Origin of the sequence: Microcoleus sp. S13_B4 (assembly GCF_036700885.1) — a bacterium.
Taxonomy (GTDB): domain Bacteria; phylum Cyanobacteriota; class Cyanobacteriia; order Cyanobacteriales; family Microcoleaceae; genus Microcoleus.
In genome coordinates, this window is the sequence record NZ_JAUBPU010000041.1 from 1 (window position 1) to 15357 (window position 15357).

General features: G+C 45.4%; 15 protein-coding genes. 7 read left to right on the top strand and 8 right to left on the bottom strand.

From position 1 onward, the window contains the following. Positions 1-600: 600 nt before the first annotated feature. The 6 genes from aroF to QT994_RS19285 form a co-directional block, all read right to left on the bottom strand. Positions 601-1662: a 3-deoxy-7-phosphoheptulonate synthase gene (aroF, locus tag QT994_RS19260; protein WP_333177190.1), complete on the bottom strand. Its 1062-nt coding sequence runs from the start codon at positions 1660-1662 to the stop codon at positions 601-603. A gap of 205 nt (positions 1663-1867) precedes the next feature. Next, positions 1868-2341 (bottom strand): PAM68 family protein, encoded by a 474-nt coding sequence (locus QT994_RS19265; RefSeq protein ID WP_333048676.1) that lies wholly within the window; start codon positions 2339-2341, stop codon positions 1868-1870. Positions 2342-2436: 95 nt separating this feature from the next. Beyond that, on the bottom strand, positions 2437-2706 hold the full coding sequence (gene rpsO / locus QT994_RS19270; RefSeq protein WP_190742031.1) for a 30S ribosomal protein S15: 270 nt from the start codon (positions 2704-2706) through the stop codon (positions 2437-2439). 149 nt (positions 2707-2855) lie between these two features. After that, a complete protein-coding gene (gene ruvA, locus QT994_RS19275) occupies positions 2856-3479 on the bottom strand; it encodes a Holliday junction branch migration protein RuvA (protein ID WP_333048677.1) in 624 nt (207 codons plus the stop codon). Positions 3480-3668: 189 nt separating this feature from the next. Further along, on the bottom strand, positions 3669-3926 hold the full coding sequence (locus tag QT994_RS19280; protein ID WP_333177192.1) for a type II toxin-antitoxin system RelN family antitoxin: 258 nt from the start codon (positions 3924-3926) through the stop codon (positions 3669-3671). Positions 3927-3992: 66 nt separating this feature from the next. After that, on the bottom strand, positions 3993-6629 hold the full coding sequence (locus QT994_RS19285) for an AAA-like domain-containing protein (protein WP_333177196.1): 2637 nt from the start codon (positions 6627-6629) through the stop codon (positions 3993-3995). A gap of 1076 nt (positions 6630-7705) precedes the next feature. On the opposite strand from QT994_RS19285, the gene QT994_RS19290 reads away from it, so the two are divergent. The 5 genes from QT994_RS19290 to QT994_RS19310 all read left to right on the top strand — a co-directional run bounded on the left by QT994_RS19290 (position 7706) and on the right by QT994_RS19310 (position 10502). Beyond that, positions 7706-7915, top strand: a complete 210-nt coding sequence (locus tag QT994_RS19290; protein ID WP_333037644.1) for a hypothetical protein — start codon at positions 7706-7708, stop codon at positions 7913-7915. 275 nt (positions 7916-8190) lie between these two features. After that, positions 8191-8763: a hypothetical protein gene (locus tag QT994_RS19295; RefSeq protein ID WP_190733211.1), complete on the top strand. Its 573-nt coding sequence runs from the start codon at positions 8191-8193 to the stop codon at positions 8761-8763. A 44-nt stretch (positions 8764-8807) separates the two neighbouring features. Further along, positions 8808-8972 (top strand): hypothetical protein, encoded by a 165-nt coding sequence (locus QT994_RS19300; protein WP_333177198.1) that lies wholly within the window; start codon positions 8808-8810, stop codon positions 8970-8972. A 23-nt stretch (positions 8973-8995) separates the two neighbouring features. After that, positions 8996-9712: a GUN4 N-terminal ARM-like repeat domain-containing protein gene (locus tag QT994_RS19305; RefSeq protein WP_333177200.1), complete on the top strand. Its 717-nt coding sequence runs from the start codon at positions 8996-8998 to the stop codon at positions 9710-9712. Between the two features lie 229 nt (positions 9713-9941). Further along, positions 9942-10502, top strand: coding sequence for a Uma2 family endonuclease (locus QT994_RS19310; protein WP_333177202.1), 561 nt, complete (start codon positions 9942-9944; stop codon positions 10500-10502). A 149-nt stretch (positions 10503-10651) separates the two neighbouring features. Here QT994_RS19310 and QT994_RS19315 read toward each other — a convergent pair whose 3' ends face one another. Then, on the bottom strand, positions 10652-10969 hold the full coding sequence (locus QT994_RS19315; RefSeq protein ID WP_333177205.1) for a hypothetical protein: 318 nt from the start codon (positions 10967-10969) through the stop codon (positions 10652-10654). Positions 10970-11185: 216 nt separating this feature from the next. Here QT994_RS19315 and QT994_RS19320 point away from each other — a divergent pair, with 216 nt between their 5' ends. Beyond that, positions 11186-12580 (top strand): ATP-binding protein, encoded by a 1395-nt coding sequence (locus QT994_RS19320; RefSeq protein ID WP_333177208.1) that lies wholly within the window; start codon positions 11186-11188, stop codon positions 12578-12580. A gap of 8 nt (positions 12581-12588) precedes the next feature. Then, positions 12589-14469 carry a tetratricopeptide repeat protein gene (locus tag QT994_RS19325; RefSeq protein ID WP_333177210.1) on the top strand — a complete coding sequence of 627 codons (1881 nt, stop codon included), beginning with the start codon at positions 12589-12591 and terminating at the stop codon, positions 14467-14469. 91 nt (positions 14470-14560) lie between these two features. On the opposite strand, the gene QT994_RS19330 is transcribed toward QT994_RS19325, so the two are convergent. Beyond that, positions 14561-15280 carry a DUF2786 domain-containing protein gene (locus tag QT994_RS19330; RefSeq protein WP_333177213.1) on the bottom strand — a complete coding sequence of 240 codons (720 nt, stop codon included), beginning with the start codon at positions 15278-15280 and terminating at the stop codon, positions 14561-14563. Positions 15281-15357 lie beyond the last annotated feature (77 nt).

Here is a 15357-nt window from a genome sequence, read left to right on the forward strand (position 1 = left end):
TTAATCATTGTGGTTTGTTTTTTGAGCCTATTTAGAGAGCTACTTGTTGTGGCGGGGTTGCTCGCAAATTGCTGTAATTCTGGCAGCTAGAGTGGGAAAACACACGGATGCCTTCATCGAAGAATTGGTCAACAGCACCCTGGCGGAAAACCGACTGTCTCAATTGGAAAAGCCATGGTTAGGGCGGTTATGAGCGAGTACTAACTTCAGAAATTCACCATCAAATCGGCAAAGAGAACACCCAGAGGCTAGAACGAACCAACGGGATTGTGCCACAACAAACAGGGCGATGGCATCGGCGACAGAATAAATTTGCCAAAATTTGGGAACAGACAAAGGTGATCAACAGGGTGGTGCTCAGGTTTGTCAACTGGATTTGGGTTAATCATCGTTTAGGAACAACGGCGGCGCAGAGAGCTGGATTAACAGAGCGCAGATGGACTTGGAACGACTTGGCTCTCTACCCCACAGTTCTTTGATGCACGACCCGGATTTGGTATCAGCCTCTATTCCAAAAACAGAATAACAAAATCCCCGACTTCTTTAAGAAGTCGGGGATTTAACCCCGATCGCATTTTTGGTTAGGCGTTTCGCCTGTTTTTATGCCAAAACTGGCACGGGTTGCGGCCAACGGTTCATGACTTTACCAATCACCGCCAATTCTTCCATCAATTTGTCGAACTGATCCGGTGTTAAAGATTGCGGCCCGTCAGACAAAGCTTTTTTCGGATTCGGGTGCACTTCAATCATCAGCGAATCAGTACCAGAGGCGATCGAAGCAAACGCCATTGACGGTACAAACTGCGCCCAACCGGTACCGTGACTCGGGTCAACCATAATCGGTAAGTGAGTCAGAGTCCGCAATACTGGTACTGCCGACAAATCTAGCGTATTGCGTGTATATTGCCTGTCATACCCACGAATTCCTCGCTCGCACAAAATCACGTTCGGATTGCCAGAAGCCATGATATACTCAGCAGCCATCAACCATTCTTCAATGGTGGCCGAGATGCCGCGCTTCAGCAAAATCGGTTTGTCTTGAGCTCCGACTTTCTTCAACAGTGAGAAATTCTGCATATTTCTCGCCCCAACTTGGATGACATCGGCTACTTCTACGATCGCACTTAAGTCCGCCGCATCCATAACTTCCGTGATAATTCCCAAACCGCTAGCTTCCCGGGCCGCAGCTAGCAATCCCAAAGCACTCTCGCCGTGGCCTTGGAAAGCGTAGGGGGAAGTTCTCGGTTTGTATGCGCCACCACGGAGAAAGTGAGCGCCAGCAGCTTTGACGCGCATTGCCGTTTCGACAATCATTTCTTCGTTTTCGACCGAGCAAGGGCCTGCTACGATCGCGATCGGGTGATGCAAGCCGATCATTACAGTTCCTAAAGGAGTAGCAACCGCTACTTCGCTGGCTTCTCCTTGGCGGTACTCCAGAGAAGCGCGTTTGTAGGGTTTTTCCACGCGCAGCACTTCCTCAATCCAGGTGCTCATTTCGCGCAGTTGCATCGGTTCGAGCTCGGCGGTTTCGCCTACCAAACCCATAACAACTTTGTAACGGCCGACGATTTTTTCTGGTATCAAACCCCAGTTAGTGCGGAGCTCTTCGTCTACTCGATCGATCTCGGCTTCTGGAGTGCCGGCTTTCATTACAATAATCATATTTTTTTTGCCTTTTTAGTTGGGCTAGAAACGGATGATGACTCTGATGCACTGAGAAAAATAGATGCAATGGCGATCGAGAATCTATTTATATCAGTATTATTAGCATTGTTGTGGGGCGGGTTCTTGTTCCCTCCCCAAAAACAAATTCTAGATGGTTAACAGCTTAGTTTTTAGCTAATGACTAATAACTAATAACTAATGACTAACTTTTTGGCTTGGCGGCGCGCCACGCTTCTCGCATCCGTCCAAAATTGGTATTAAATTCTTCCCACCCCAGAGTGCTTCCTGAAATTTCTTCATCCCAGGAAGCCGAGAGGACTCCGTAGCTTAATCCCAGAACGCCTAGACCAAAACAGCCCATGCTTACCAGCAATACTGCTGTGTTGGGCAGATCAAACAAGCCTTTGCTGACTACCAAATAGCTTACAAAAAATGTGCAAATTCCCAATAGGGTAGGTATGCCGCAGAATACCGCTATGCGAGATATCATACGTTGGCTGACTACTTCTGGGATGGATTGCGACTGTTTTCCGGTTTTGTTAGCTTTCGGCTGCTTGTCGGCAGAATCCGACTCTAAGGCTACGCTTGCTTGGGGTTCTGGGGGCTTTTTAGGCGTTTTTTTACGATTTGTTGCCGGTTCAAAGGGCAAGCGCTTGCGGGGTGGTTCGGAGGACATATTTTATCTCTAACCTGAAATCTCGAACATTTTTCAATAAGTCTTGGTGTTTGTCCAAGATTAAAGAATATTGTCGCAAATTTTGGCTTTGGTGTTTAGCCGCGAATGCCTAGACGGGCAATCAATGCTTTGTAGCGATCGACATTTTCCTTTTGGATGTATGCTAGCAGGCGCTTGCGGCGGCTGATCATCATCATCAAACCGCGCCGGGAGGCGAAGTCTTTTTGGTTGATTTTCAGGTGGGCGCTGAGTTTTGTGATGCGATCGGTCAGCATGGCGACTTGGACATCTGCTGAACCGGTATCGGTTTCATGGGTTTGGAAGTCGCCCATGATTTCTTGTTTGCGCTGTTGTGTAAGAGCCATGAATTGATTTTAGTTTTTTTTGTACGATTGTCACAATCTCCTATGTTATCACAGGGGAAGCATAACAACGATAAAATTTTTGCCAGGAATGGGTTTTTTGGCCCGGCCGAATTTGGTTTTTATTCCCGGTTTCGGGCTTGGGTAGGGAATTATCGGCTCAAATAGGCGATCGCCTCACGTATCCAATCATCGGCATTACCTTTGGCGGACAAAGTGCTGTCTTGACTGAGGGTTTGCAGCGCCTGCAAGACTTCAGCCCCAGTGTATCCCATCGCCAGCAGGATCATCTCGACTTCTTCTTGAATAGCTGGGGGAACTCCGGCGGCGACTGAAGTTGTCAAACCTGCTTGCTGTCGCCATTCCGAGAGTTTGCTTTTGAGTTCCAGGGCGAGACGTTCTGCGGTTTTTGTACCCACGCCCGGGGTTTTGGCGAGGATGCGGGTGTTACCGCCGACGATCGCCTGGACTAAATCTTGCAATCCTAAAGTATCCAGAAGTGCGATCGCCAGTTGAGCTCCCACACCGCTAACACTCGTCAACTGCCGAAACAAATCGCGTTCGGCCGCGCTGCCAAAACCGTACAATACGATTTGGTCTTCCTTAACTTGCTGGTGGGTAAAAATTTGGGCGACTTCGCCGGATGCTGGCAATTGACCGGTCACACGGGGCAAAATTTGGATTTCATAGCCGATTTGATTGACTTCCAGAGTCAATATGACGCGGTTGCTGCCTTTGGCGATATCGGCGACTGTGCCTTTGAGATAGCTAATCATAAAATTAATAATACACCGCTATTGGCTTTCATCAAAATCGGCGATGATGCTGCGGATGGAGTTGAGGCTGATATCTGCGCGATTCCCTACCCTTCACCGAACCCCTGCGGGAAGATAGCTTCGCTTCACGGATTTTGAGTAAATGGTTAACAAAAGTACGATCGACGGCTATTCCACTTGATCGATCGTCTAAAATCTAAAATCGATTCTCTCCCACACTTCCAAGATTAATAGGGTTTGTCCGGCTTGGCCTGGCGGCCATGCTTTTCTGACACTGGCTGTTATTTCTGCAACCAGAGTATCGTCGGGGTCGTCTTCAGCTTCATCTTTAGGTTCCGGAAGAACCCGAATGATTCGCACGGGGTCGGGAGTGTCTAGTGTTAAAGGTTTATCGAGAATTAATAGACCTTTTTCGTCCGTCGTTCCTGTGACTACTAAGGCTTTCATTTGTGTTTACTTAATTTTTTTGAGTTAATAGTATTATATAAAGCCGCCCGAGCGATTTTGTTATTTTCAAGTCAAAATAAGCTGCTGTTTAACCAAAGACAAATCCGTCTTACCAAAATTCACAACCAAAGCCACATTAAAATTTTCCAAGGATTTGACAAACCACATAATTTCATTAGAAGCTTTACCTTCATAGTGATTAAACAGAATAGAAAATCGCTTTTCCAACTCAGGTTTAACTTTGCCCGAAAGCAGTACAAGTTTCAGCAATAAACCCATTGTCCTGCTGGCACCGAGGTTGTACACCAAATCGTAAAAAACGTAGTGGCTGGGATGTTGGGCATTTTCCACTACTAAGAAGTTGAACAACTGGTGGCAAGTCCCAACTAACAATATATTATTGAATTTCACCGAGTCATTTTCTCGCAATGTATTTTTGATTTGTTTGTACAAACGGTCATTAAATTGACGCCCCCCGTATTCGGGTTCAACCGAGGATATTAAATATTCATACAAATCCACTTTAAATGAGGCGTAAGATGGAGTTTGTCTGGCATCTCTTAGGAAAAATTGAGCCTCTTCTTTGTAGCTGCGATCGCCTGCTACTTTTCCGGCAAATTCCATGACCGCTAAGTGCAGTTCTGCATCGTTCAAAAGTGTGGGATTAGGCGCCCGTTGCACAATTCCTATTTCTGTATTTCTCGGCTCAACCAAATAATTTAAATATTGAGACAAATGTGTTTCAAATTGTCGCTGTCTTTGAAATGCCAGTTTTTTGATGGTTTGTTGGTCTTCCTCAATGCTGCCCTTGCTCAGGAGAGAATAGCCGTACAAATAAGGATACCGACAGATCAATTCGCCCAAAGGAGAATCTGTATCTTGTTGCTGCGGTTCCGACTCTCTATCTAAGGCTTTTACTAAGCGCTCTAGGGTCTGAAATTCTTCACTTTTAGAAAAGAAAGCTATTTGTTCTTGCAAGCGCTTGACTATGTAAAATTCCGTCCCAAATCGGGGATAAGCCTGCTTAAATAAAGCTACCAACTTGGCGATCGCGAACTGGTTGTGCGATTGCAGTTGCCAGCGGTTGATCGGGATGTAGCAGCAGCGGTGTAGGATATATTTAAAGTGCTGATCCGATCGCTTGACGGAGACTATACTGTACAAAGTTGCTTCAATCTCTCGCTCGGGATAGCCCATGCCGTCGATAAATAGCTTTCGGAACCGCTCGATCACCTGTGCGGGGGATTCTGTTTCCACGCAGGAGACGATGTGATCGTACAATCTCTGTTCGTTGCTGCCTGTTGGAACACTATCTGAGGGCGGGGTGAGGATGCGGCTGTCTGCATCGGTGTCTACGCTGCTGTCTGCAACTTCTGCGACAACGACTGTCGGTTGTTCCCCAAAAGTTCGATCGGGATTCAAGAACCAATAGTGTTCTTGGCTTAATTGTTTGTCCGCAGCCCAATCCAATGCTAACTGTAAACTTTCTCCTGTCAATAACAGCGATTCATCTTCGCGGTCTGAAGCCAGCCATGCTGCTAGCGCGGAGTGGTAGGGAGCCAATTTGCCCAGCTCTTTTTCCACCCAGAATCGATTAAAAACTGACTGATAAATTAGGTTGGAAACTATTAATCTACCGTGAGATTTAACAACCAGTCCTGATAGTTGCAATTCGAGTTTTTCGAGAGAGTAATCTGCTGGTACTCCCGGCGATTCCCCCGGTTTTGTTGCCTTGATCGGCTCCAAAGCTTGCTGGTACAGCGTTAACAGCCGCGTGAGGTCGCAGTGGCTATGGAAAATGCGATCGCGTATGGGTATCAAATGTTGGGGTTCGTCTTCTTCTTCCCAATTTTTAATAATTCTGTGTTTGACCAGTTTTTCAACCTGCTGAGCTTCGGAATTTCTGCCAATGAAAGGCCCGTATTCAAGTACCAAGTGGCAAACTTTGTGAGTCAGAAACGGTTGCCCACCCGTCCAAGCTAATATTTCTTGCAGCACTTTTTGGGGGCGAAAAGCTTTGAGGGCCAATCCTTTTGCTAGCGGCAAACTTTCGTGCAGTTGGAATCGACTTAAATGAATCTGCCGTCCAATATTAAAAGGGTTGCATCTGGGATCTCGGATCAATTCTGAGGGGACTGCTACTCCCATAACAGCAAAAGTCAGGCGATCGTATTCCGGTTGCTCTGCCCGCTTGGAGTAACAAGCCCGGATCAAAGCAAAAAAATCGCTGGTACTGAAATTTAGGCTGCTGATGCTGTCAATGTCATCTATGAAAATTACCAGATTTTGCTGAAGTGACTTGAGCAAAACTTTTTCGATAAATATCTCCAATCGCTGCATCGGCGATAGCAGTTCGCGATCGTTCCACCACTTGATGGCATCAAACCTGTTTGTGAGTTGCAAACTGCTTGCCATGCGGTACATGATTGCGGCATACCACTTTTGGGGGGAGACATTTGGGCTGCTGATGCTTCTGAAGTTGATGGCGGCAAAAACTGTACCTTCTGCTTGCAACCTTTTGGCTGTTTGCACTAGCAGGCTGGACTTTCCCATTTGCGGCGAACTCAACACGTAGCAGAAGTCTCCGGCTTTGAGTCCTTCGTAGAGTTCGCTGTCAGCCGATCGCCTGACATAGGTGGGCGCACCGGCAGGCAAATATCCTCCGACTTGATATTGGTACGTGGAGTTGACTTCTGCTGTCATCTGGGAATTCATCAAGATGTTGCGCCCCTATGTTGTGCGATCGAAAGGTTACAAATTGGAATTATTGCCAGCTTATACCATTTTAGATTTTAGATTTTAGATTTTAGATTAGGGAATGATTTATTCAATAAGGGTTTGGAGCTTGCCTATCCTTGCATTTGCATTGTTTTTTTTGAACGGGCCTTACTATGGTTGAAAATTTTTGTTTGTCTTTCTCTATTGTCTACTAACTCACCTTTCTCCTTCTCAATCTTTACCGTATCTTTGCAACCGTTGGCGCCAAATCCTGCGAACTATCGCACCCCACCCCCGTTGTTCTTCACACTCGTTTAGAGAAGTATGTTAATTTTCACTCGCTCGGATTGCAAAGGCAAAAATGCCATTTAATTCACATTTATTTACAATTTTACTTTAAAATTCACCCGGTGGTATGATGTTGCCAGGGAAACTCCTAACCGCAGTGCTGTCAACCTTCTGCCTTGAGAGCCGGCTGCCTTGTGCCGGAGGAAAAGGCTCAGCAATAGCTGCCAATAAAAAACCCCAGCGTTTGGCTGAGGACTGCTTGAGTGGGAGATATCGTTAATCTGCGTTTTTTTAGTTGACTTAGAGTGCATGGAATTCCATGCTGCTGACACTCCCCGGACTTCCGCAAGCGCGGGGATTCTTAAGGACAAACTTTTGGGGATGAATCCAAAAAAAGTTTAATTCTTAAAGGCGTTGTCAGTGCCCGGCTGACCACTGGCTCAACTATAAAAGTTAAGGCGGTGGCTAATTGTAGAAGATGCGCCCTGATGGCTTAACTACCCGATGGATTAGCACCCTGATGGCTTAACTCCCTGATGGATCGACGCCCTGATGGCTTTCGCTCCACTACCCAAAAAAATCGGGTTGGTGGATGATCGTGGACGTTAGTAACACGTCACTTCCGGCGTTTCCGATCGCAAGCGGGTGTGCCTGTCTGAATTGATTATGGCAGGCAGATTTATCAGAAGACAAGTGGGCTATTGCATCAACCCATTTCTGACAGATCGGGTTAGCCAAAAAGTGTCAATCTACGGAAATCAGGGTCATCGAACATGAAAAACAGCATCTTAGTATTAGGGGTAATTGCCTCGGCTGGCTTCGGCTTTTTCCAGGCAGGCAGCGCCAGCGCTTCAGCGATCGCCCCACAACATTCATCAGCCAGCAGTTTGACGGCTTGGGAGAGTCGTCCCGACTTTAACTACACTGGAACGAATGAGGATGGGGACCAAGAAGAGGTAAAAACGGGTAAAGGCAGGAAATAATTGGCGCTCTTGTGTGGTTCGCTCTTGTGCGGTGGTGGTGGTTGTTGTTGTGGTGGCGTTTGTTGTCGCAACCGCCTGCGCTCGAGGCGGTTAAAACTCGCTCCCAATATTCAGTCTACCTAATCCCGGGGGGGGTCAGTTTCCGAGAAGGGTGAATGGGAAAATAACAGGTAAGGCGAGTCTGTCGGTGGAGTTTCCCCGCCTATCAACTTCCTTACCTTCTGATGTTCGGGATTCGGATCTGGCACAATCGTATTTCATCTAGTAAAAACCCAATGGAAAATACTCTCGAAACTACCCGCAGACAGCGCGTATTGACAAGAACCCAGGAACGGCGTCAGGCGACACCCAAAGAAAAACAGTTGATTCACCTGCTAGCCAATATGGCTTGCAGTTTGATTAAATACGACTACAAACACGCAGCAGGGAAAGGAACCCTCCCGCCTTCGGAACGCAAGCGTTTAGCGGAATGGCACTACCTGCGAGTTCAGCAAATTCGCCGGATCGAACGCTCATTGGAACCCGTAGCGACCCTTAAGCGCGTGTACTACAAGAGCATCCTCAGTCCGAGAGATCTGAAGTCTTTGAAACTTCTGTGGCTGGAGGAGGACAAAAACCGCGTCAAACGGGTCGATCCTGAGTTGGACGACATCCTCAGCGAAGCTTTGGATCGGGGAGATACTTTAAAACAGCTATTTCACTCGATCGAAGTCAAAGAACGCACCTTTTCTGCAACTCCTAGCCCCGGCGCCGTGCCGCTTTGGGTCAAAGAGTGGGAAGACTCGGAATATGACATAAACTTTTTTCCGCCTTCCTTCCCTGCATGGGTTTCGATCGTGGACGACTAGGTTCAAGAAAAACTCTTTGACATGGCATCGATCGTAAATTTCAGATGGTAGACTTATTTGCTATTGCTGCCATTGGCGAAGAGGGTGGGGGCGATCGGCTAAACCAGGCGGCGTTGCGCGCAGGCATCCGAGTACAGAGAAGTGAATCGGAGTCAGTACCATTGTACAATGGGGGAAAACCAGGGCTTCAGCTAATCGCTGATAGCTGATAGCTGATAGCTGATAGTTTCTCATGACTGACTCGATTTCTACTTCTCCTCTAGACTCGGCGGCCGATACAGCCGAACTCCGCTCTCAGTTGAGGTCTGGTTCGGAAAAAACTCAACTGCAACTGCTGCAACAACAAATAGCAGATTCGGGTTGGGATGTATTGATGGAATTTTTATTAGAGCGCAAGTCAGATGCACCGACTGCGGTAATGGGTAAAGCTTACCAAATTCTTTACAGTGCTGGTTCTCCGAGAGTGGCGGAGTTTTTGCAAGCGAATTTTCCGACTGGGGTTGTGCCGCTGCGATCGGACTCTAACATTGATTACACTCCACTGCAACAATTATTGGCGTTACAGGAATTTCAAGAAGCCGATCGCTTGACTTTAGACAAGCTTTGTGAATTGGCGGGTGATACAGCTTTGCAGAGAAAGTGGCTGTATTTTACGCAAGTTGAGAGTTTGCCGGTGGCGGATTTACAAACAATTAATACGCTGTGGAAAGTTCATTCTGAAGGTAAATTTGGCTTTTCAGTGCAGCGTGAAATTTGGCTGAGTTCGGGCAAGAATTGGGATAAATTGTGGCCGCTAATTGGCTGGAAAAAGGGGAATAATTGGACGCGATACCCGCAAGAGTTTATCTGGGATTTGAGCGCGCGGAGAGGGCATTTGCCGCTCTCAAATCAGTTGCGAGGAGTGCAGCCGTTTGCCGCTTTGATGGCTCATCCTGCCTGGTTGAAGTGAATGGTTTTGGGGCTTTTGGAGAAGATGGGGCGGGCTGGATAGTCTGCCCCGCTATTGTTTTTGGGGAATTGGGATTTTGATTTTTGAGGCGCAGAGATTCACAGAAATTCACAGGCGGGACGCCTGTTCCACTTTTGGCATAGAGGGAGAAGGGCGATCGTACTTCTAGGAAAGTTTGGAAATTTTGTATAATTGATATTTGAATTAATTAGCGAGAGGGCTGGGAGTCATGGTAGGCAGGGGAACCAAACTCACTTTATCAGAATTTCTAGCTTTGCCCGACGGAGATATATATTGTGAGTTTGTAGATGGTGAAGCAGTGCCTAAAGTGTCTCCAAAATTTTTTCATTCCAGTTTACAGGGAGCTTTGTGTGACCTGATTCGTGTATGGTGTAAAGGACGCGGGCGAGTGCTTCCAGAATGGGCAATTTTGTTAAAACGTCAGGATAAAGATTGGGCACCTGTTCCCGATTTGACGTACATTTCTTATGAACGTCTGCCGAAAAGTTGGCGGCGAAATGAAGCTTGTCCCGCAATTCCCGAACTGGTGATTGAGATTATATCGCCCGATCAAAGTATGAAGGAATTTGAAGAGAAGGCGAAAGATTATTTGGCGGCGGGAGTTCCGCGAGTTTGGGTGATTGATCCAGAAGCTATTTTAATAAGAATCTTTTTCCCCGATGGTTCTAGTCAAGTTTATACGGATAATATACCGATGGTGGATGAGTTGCTGCCTGGTTGGGAGTTGACGACTAGACAGATTTTTGAAGAGGCGGAATTGATTGATTGATTGAGGGCGATCGTACTCTGTGCAAGATATCAGTGGTAGGGTGCGTGACAACGGGAAAACTTTAACTCGCGGCGATGGGACTATTGACTGTCACGCACCGCACGCGGGCAAAGCATTGAATAATAGGCTGTCACCGGAAACGAGCTCACTTACACTTCGAGACGGATTTTGACTGTGGTGTCAAAAGCTTTTCTGAAGGCTGATTCAACATCGGGAAGTTTGTGAATTGCCATTAGCAAAAGTGGTGTTGACGAAACTTTAATCCGGGCTTCGCCATCATGGATAGCAATCAGTTTTCCGTGCTGTCGCATCAGTTCTTTAGTGCTGCGTGCTGATATGTGAGGGATCACAGTTTTCCATGTTAGGTCTAGTATTCCTTGCATTGCTTCTTCTATTTGTTTGAGGGTGTCGTTTTTTTTAGGTAAAACGCCTGGTAGTTCCAGTTGAACGAAATTCGGTGCTTGCATAGTCTTACTCCTGATAAAAAAGTGATTGTTTTAACTGGGAAATGAGCGATCGGCTAACTTGCTTCCCATCTCTATATTCCTTGAACAGCAAAGGTTTGACGGCTCAATTTCAACGCACCTCTGGCGCTATATCCAAAAGTGAGCCAAAATTGAGCCGCGCCACAAATTGGCAGATGTTATAAGTTAAATATGGTTACTGAAGGTTAAAAAATCAGCATGGCAGCTACTCTGAGAGCATCGGAATCTGGGTTGGAAATAGTCGATCGGGCAAGGCGAAAGAAAGGCTTGGAAAAACAAGCTTCTAGCTGGTGCGGAGATGCCCAAACTTCAGTCGCAACTTTAAAGCGGTTTTGGCGGCGGAAGCCTATTGGGCAGGAGGTTTTTGTCAAGATTTGCAAGGCTGTAGAATTGGAGAACTGGGAAGATATTGTTGATGATAGTCCCTTGTCTCAGACTGATTCGAGAGCAGAGCTTTTTGCTTGTGACAATGCTTGGGTTGGTCGAAAAGACCTAATTACTCAACTCACACAGAAGGTTCAAGGGTCGTGTCGCCTGTTAATTCTTCTGGGCATCGCGGGAATTGGTAAAACGGCTTTAGCTGAAAGATTGGCGGTAGAGTTGCAAGACGACGGTCGTAAGTTTCATCAGGAGAATTTTGAAAACCAGCAGCAAGCTTCTGATTTTGCTAGTGTGGCGATTCGATGGCTGGAAAAGTGGGGAGAACGGATTACGCCAGATGACCGCAAAGATACACAGCGGTTGTTGAAGAGATTGGTCAAGCGATTGCGAGAAAATCGGTATTTGGTGGTGATAGATTCTCTGGAACTGATTTTAAAAGGAAATGAAGAAACAGGCTGGAATGGTTTTCAGGATGAGTTGTGGGCAAAATTTTTTGAAACTTTTTTGGCAGTAGAATCTTTCCAAAGTCGTATCATCGTAACATCGCAGGATTTGCCAGAGCAAATTCCGTCCCGTTATAAAAATTTCTGGTATCGCCAAGAATTGAAGGGACTGACACCATCAGAACAGTTAGCCTTGTTCGATAAAACTGGACTAGAGGTTGATATAGATTCACCAAACAAACCCTATTTAGAACGAATCGGCGCTGCTTATGAAGGGCATCCATTGGCTTTGCGGGTGATTGCTGGGGAAATTGGCAGTCAGCCTTTTTATGGCAACGTGGCGGGTTATTGGAATAAATACGGGCAGGAAATTGAAGAAGTGGAGAAGGCAATTGAGGAAGCTAAGACCAAAGGAATAACGGCATCAGCAGATGACGACTGGCGGCTGGATCGATATACTCGCGAACTGCGAAAAAATGTGCGAGTCCGGCTGGAAAAGACGTTTGAGAGATTGAAAAAAGATGTTTTGAATGCCTATCGATTGCTTTGCGAAGCTTCGGTGTATCGCTGTAGAGTACGGGAGGAGTTTTGGCTAAGTCATTTGGAAGATTGGGATTGCGATGAGGAGAAGCAAGAGTTAGCGTTGGATGCGTTGCGCGATCGCTTTTTGGTAGAAGCAGAATTAATTGACGATGAGATACATTTGCGACAACATAATTTAATTCGCAGTGTAGCATTAGAGCATTTGAAAAATTTGACAGCGAGGTAGTGGACAATATGAACAGTGATTTTGCTGAATTTGATTTTAAAAGTCCAAATGGTTTGGATATTGACATCACGCCACCGGGAGAGTGGATGCTGGCTAATCTAGGAATCGATCTAGCAGCACCGGAGTTTAGGGAACTGCCCCCTTGTAAACGCGCTCAGTACAGAGCGGTTAAAAATTGGCTGACGAAGTACAAACCGAAGCCGGAGGCTTCCAATCTTGAGAAAGTTCGGGGATACTTGGAAGCATTTCACCATCTCTGCGAAGTGGAAGACTGGGAAAGAGCAAGTCAAATCCTTTTTACTCATTTAAAAACACCAACAAATCAAGCTTTACACAATCAACTGGGTCATTGGGGATACTATTTAGAACAAATTGAAATTTATAGCCGCATTTTACATAACGTCACGACACGCACTTCTAGTTTTTTAAATGGTTTGGGGAATGCGAATCAAGCTTTAGGAAAGTATGAAATAGCGATTGAATACCATGAGAAAGTCTTGATTATTGCACAGGAAACTCAAGACCGCAGTCTAGAAGGGATAGTTTTGGGAAATCTAGGAAATACTTATTTATCTCAAAGAAAGTTTTCTAAAACAATGAAGTGCTATCAGGATAGTTTAGCTATTGCACGGCAAATCCCAGACCGTCGCATGGAAGGCACGGCATTAACAAATTTGGGCGGTTTTTACCATATCCAGGGTAACTATACTCAAGCAATACAGTATTTAAAGGAAGGCTTACTCATTGCACAAGAAATTTCAGACCGCCAAATTGAAGGAGCAGCATTAGGAAGTTTAGGTGTGGTTTACCGCTGTCGTAAAGATTATGTTAAAGCTATGCAATACCAGCAGAAGAGCTTGAATCTTATGCAAGAGATTCAATACAGTAAAGGTGTGGAAAAATCTTTCAGAGATGTGGGTGCAATTTACCGCCGTCTTAAAGATTATACCAATGCGGTTGAGTGTCACGAGCAGCATTTATCACTAGCAAAAGAAATACAAGATCCCTTGGGTCAGAGACGGGCACTAGAAGATTTGGGATGGATTTATTACCTACAAGAGGATTACGATCGAGCCATTAATTTTTACCAGGCAAGTTTGAGCATTGTGCGACAAATAAAAAGCGACATTGAAGGAGAGTTTTTGGTCTTGTTTGGTCTGGGAACAACTTATGTAGCTTCAAAAGATTATGTCAAAGCACTTGAGTGCTATCAGCAGGCTTTACCAATTGTGCGACAGATGGGCAACCAGGGAGAAATAGCTGTATTATTGGGTATTGCAGAAGCTTATAAGGAACTAAAAAGCTATCCTAAAGCTATAGAGTATTATCAGCTAATATTAATTCTTCTAAGTGAAGTCAATAACAGTGAAGCCGAAATTTTTGCTCTGGTTAGTGTGGCAGGTATTTACTCTCAGCAAGAAGATTACATAAAAGCAAAAAGTTGTTACGAGCAGATTATATTATTGGCACAAACAACAGGGACTCGTGACATGGAAATGGTAGCATTGGCTCGTTTAGGATCTACCAATTTAAAACTAGGATACAAACCACAAGCTATTGAGTTATACGAGCAGACATTACCAATTGCCAAGGAACTTGGGGAATATAAACGAGAGATACTAATACTGATTAAATTGGTTTTTCTGTATTTAGAACAGCAAAGATATTCCAAGTTCTTTAAATCTTTAATTCGACTGACCTTTAAACATTGGTTGGTTATACCAATATTTATGGGATTATTATTTGCCTTAGCCTTAATAGGAATATTTTCTGTTATTCTATCAGTGATAATTTGGGGATTGGCTGCACTTTTCCTCAGCGTAATGGTTACATTTATCTTGTGGCAAGTTTTCAAAACTCTTAAGGATAGTCAGGATAAAGGTGCATAATACTCAACTTTTCAGTACACAAACCGACCTAATTTGTAATTTGCTTGAATTTTATCCCTGTTTTGATTATCCATTAATTACTATCAAGAACTCAAAGACATTCATTAAGTTGTTTCATATCCCCTTGCGGCTGCACTTGCTTGTGCAAACTAATTTTGTCGCCCACTTCATACCCCGAATTAAAACCCGCCGCGCTGCTGACTTGAGAATCTGTTCTCGTTCTAATTTTAACCCCTCGGCCCTCTAGATAATCCGCGATCGCCTGTTGATTTTTCTCAAACATCGATCGCACTACAATCCCTGGAGTCGCCGCCGCATCCCCCGAACCCGGAATCCCTGACTTTTCCATCTCCTGTTTTTGTTCCAACAATCTTTGTCTCAACCTTGTCGCGCATCCAACCCGAAAAGCATTCAGATACGCCAACCCCCTGCCGTTTCCTTTGCGGTATTTAGCCCTTTTTTCAATTGCAGAACTCAAATACTCGTACAGATGTTTGCAAACAATCAAGTTTGTAGAAGTTCCCACCAAAAACATACTGCCATTATAAGTATTTCGCATGGCATTGCAACCGTTAGCGTCGGCAATTCCCGAAAGCAGCATCATTTTCCAAGTGACAAATTTGGATGTTGTTTCAACTGAGTTTTCGTCAATCTCTTCTTGGTGATTTGGTCCTAAATCGGCGAGGCTGAGATTGTACTGTGCCAGTAAAAGGGAAGCTTTTTCCGCCGCAGCAGTCGATTCGTTTTCATTGGATGAGGTGGCTAGGGCTAACAGCTTTTTGATTCTTTCGACAATACTTGTGTCTGCCATTTTTCAATCGGTTTTAGGTGAGAGTAAGCGGTGGCAAGGATTTGGGTGAATTCTGATTTAAGTATAGCTGGGAATGT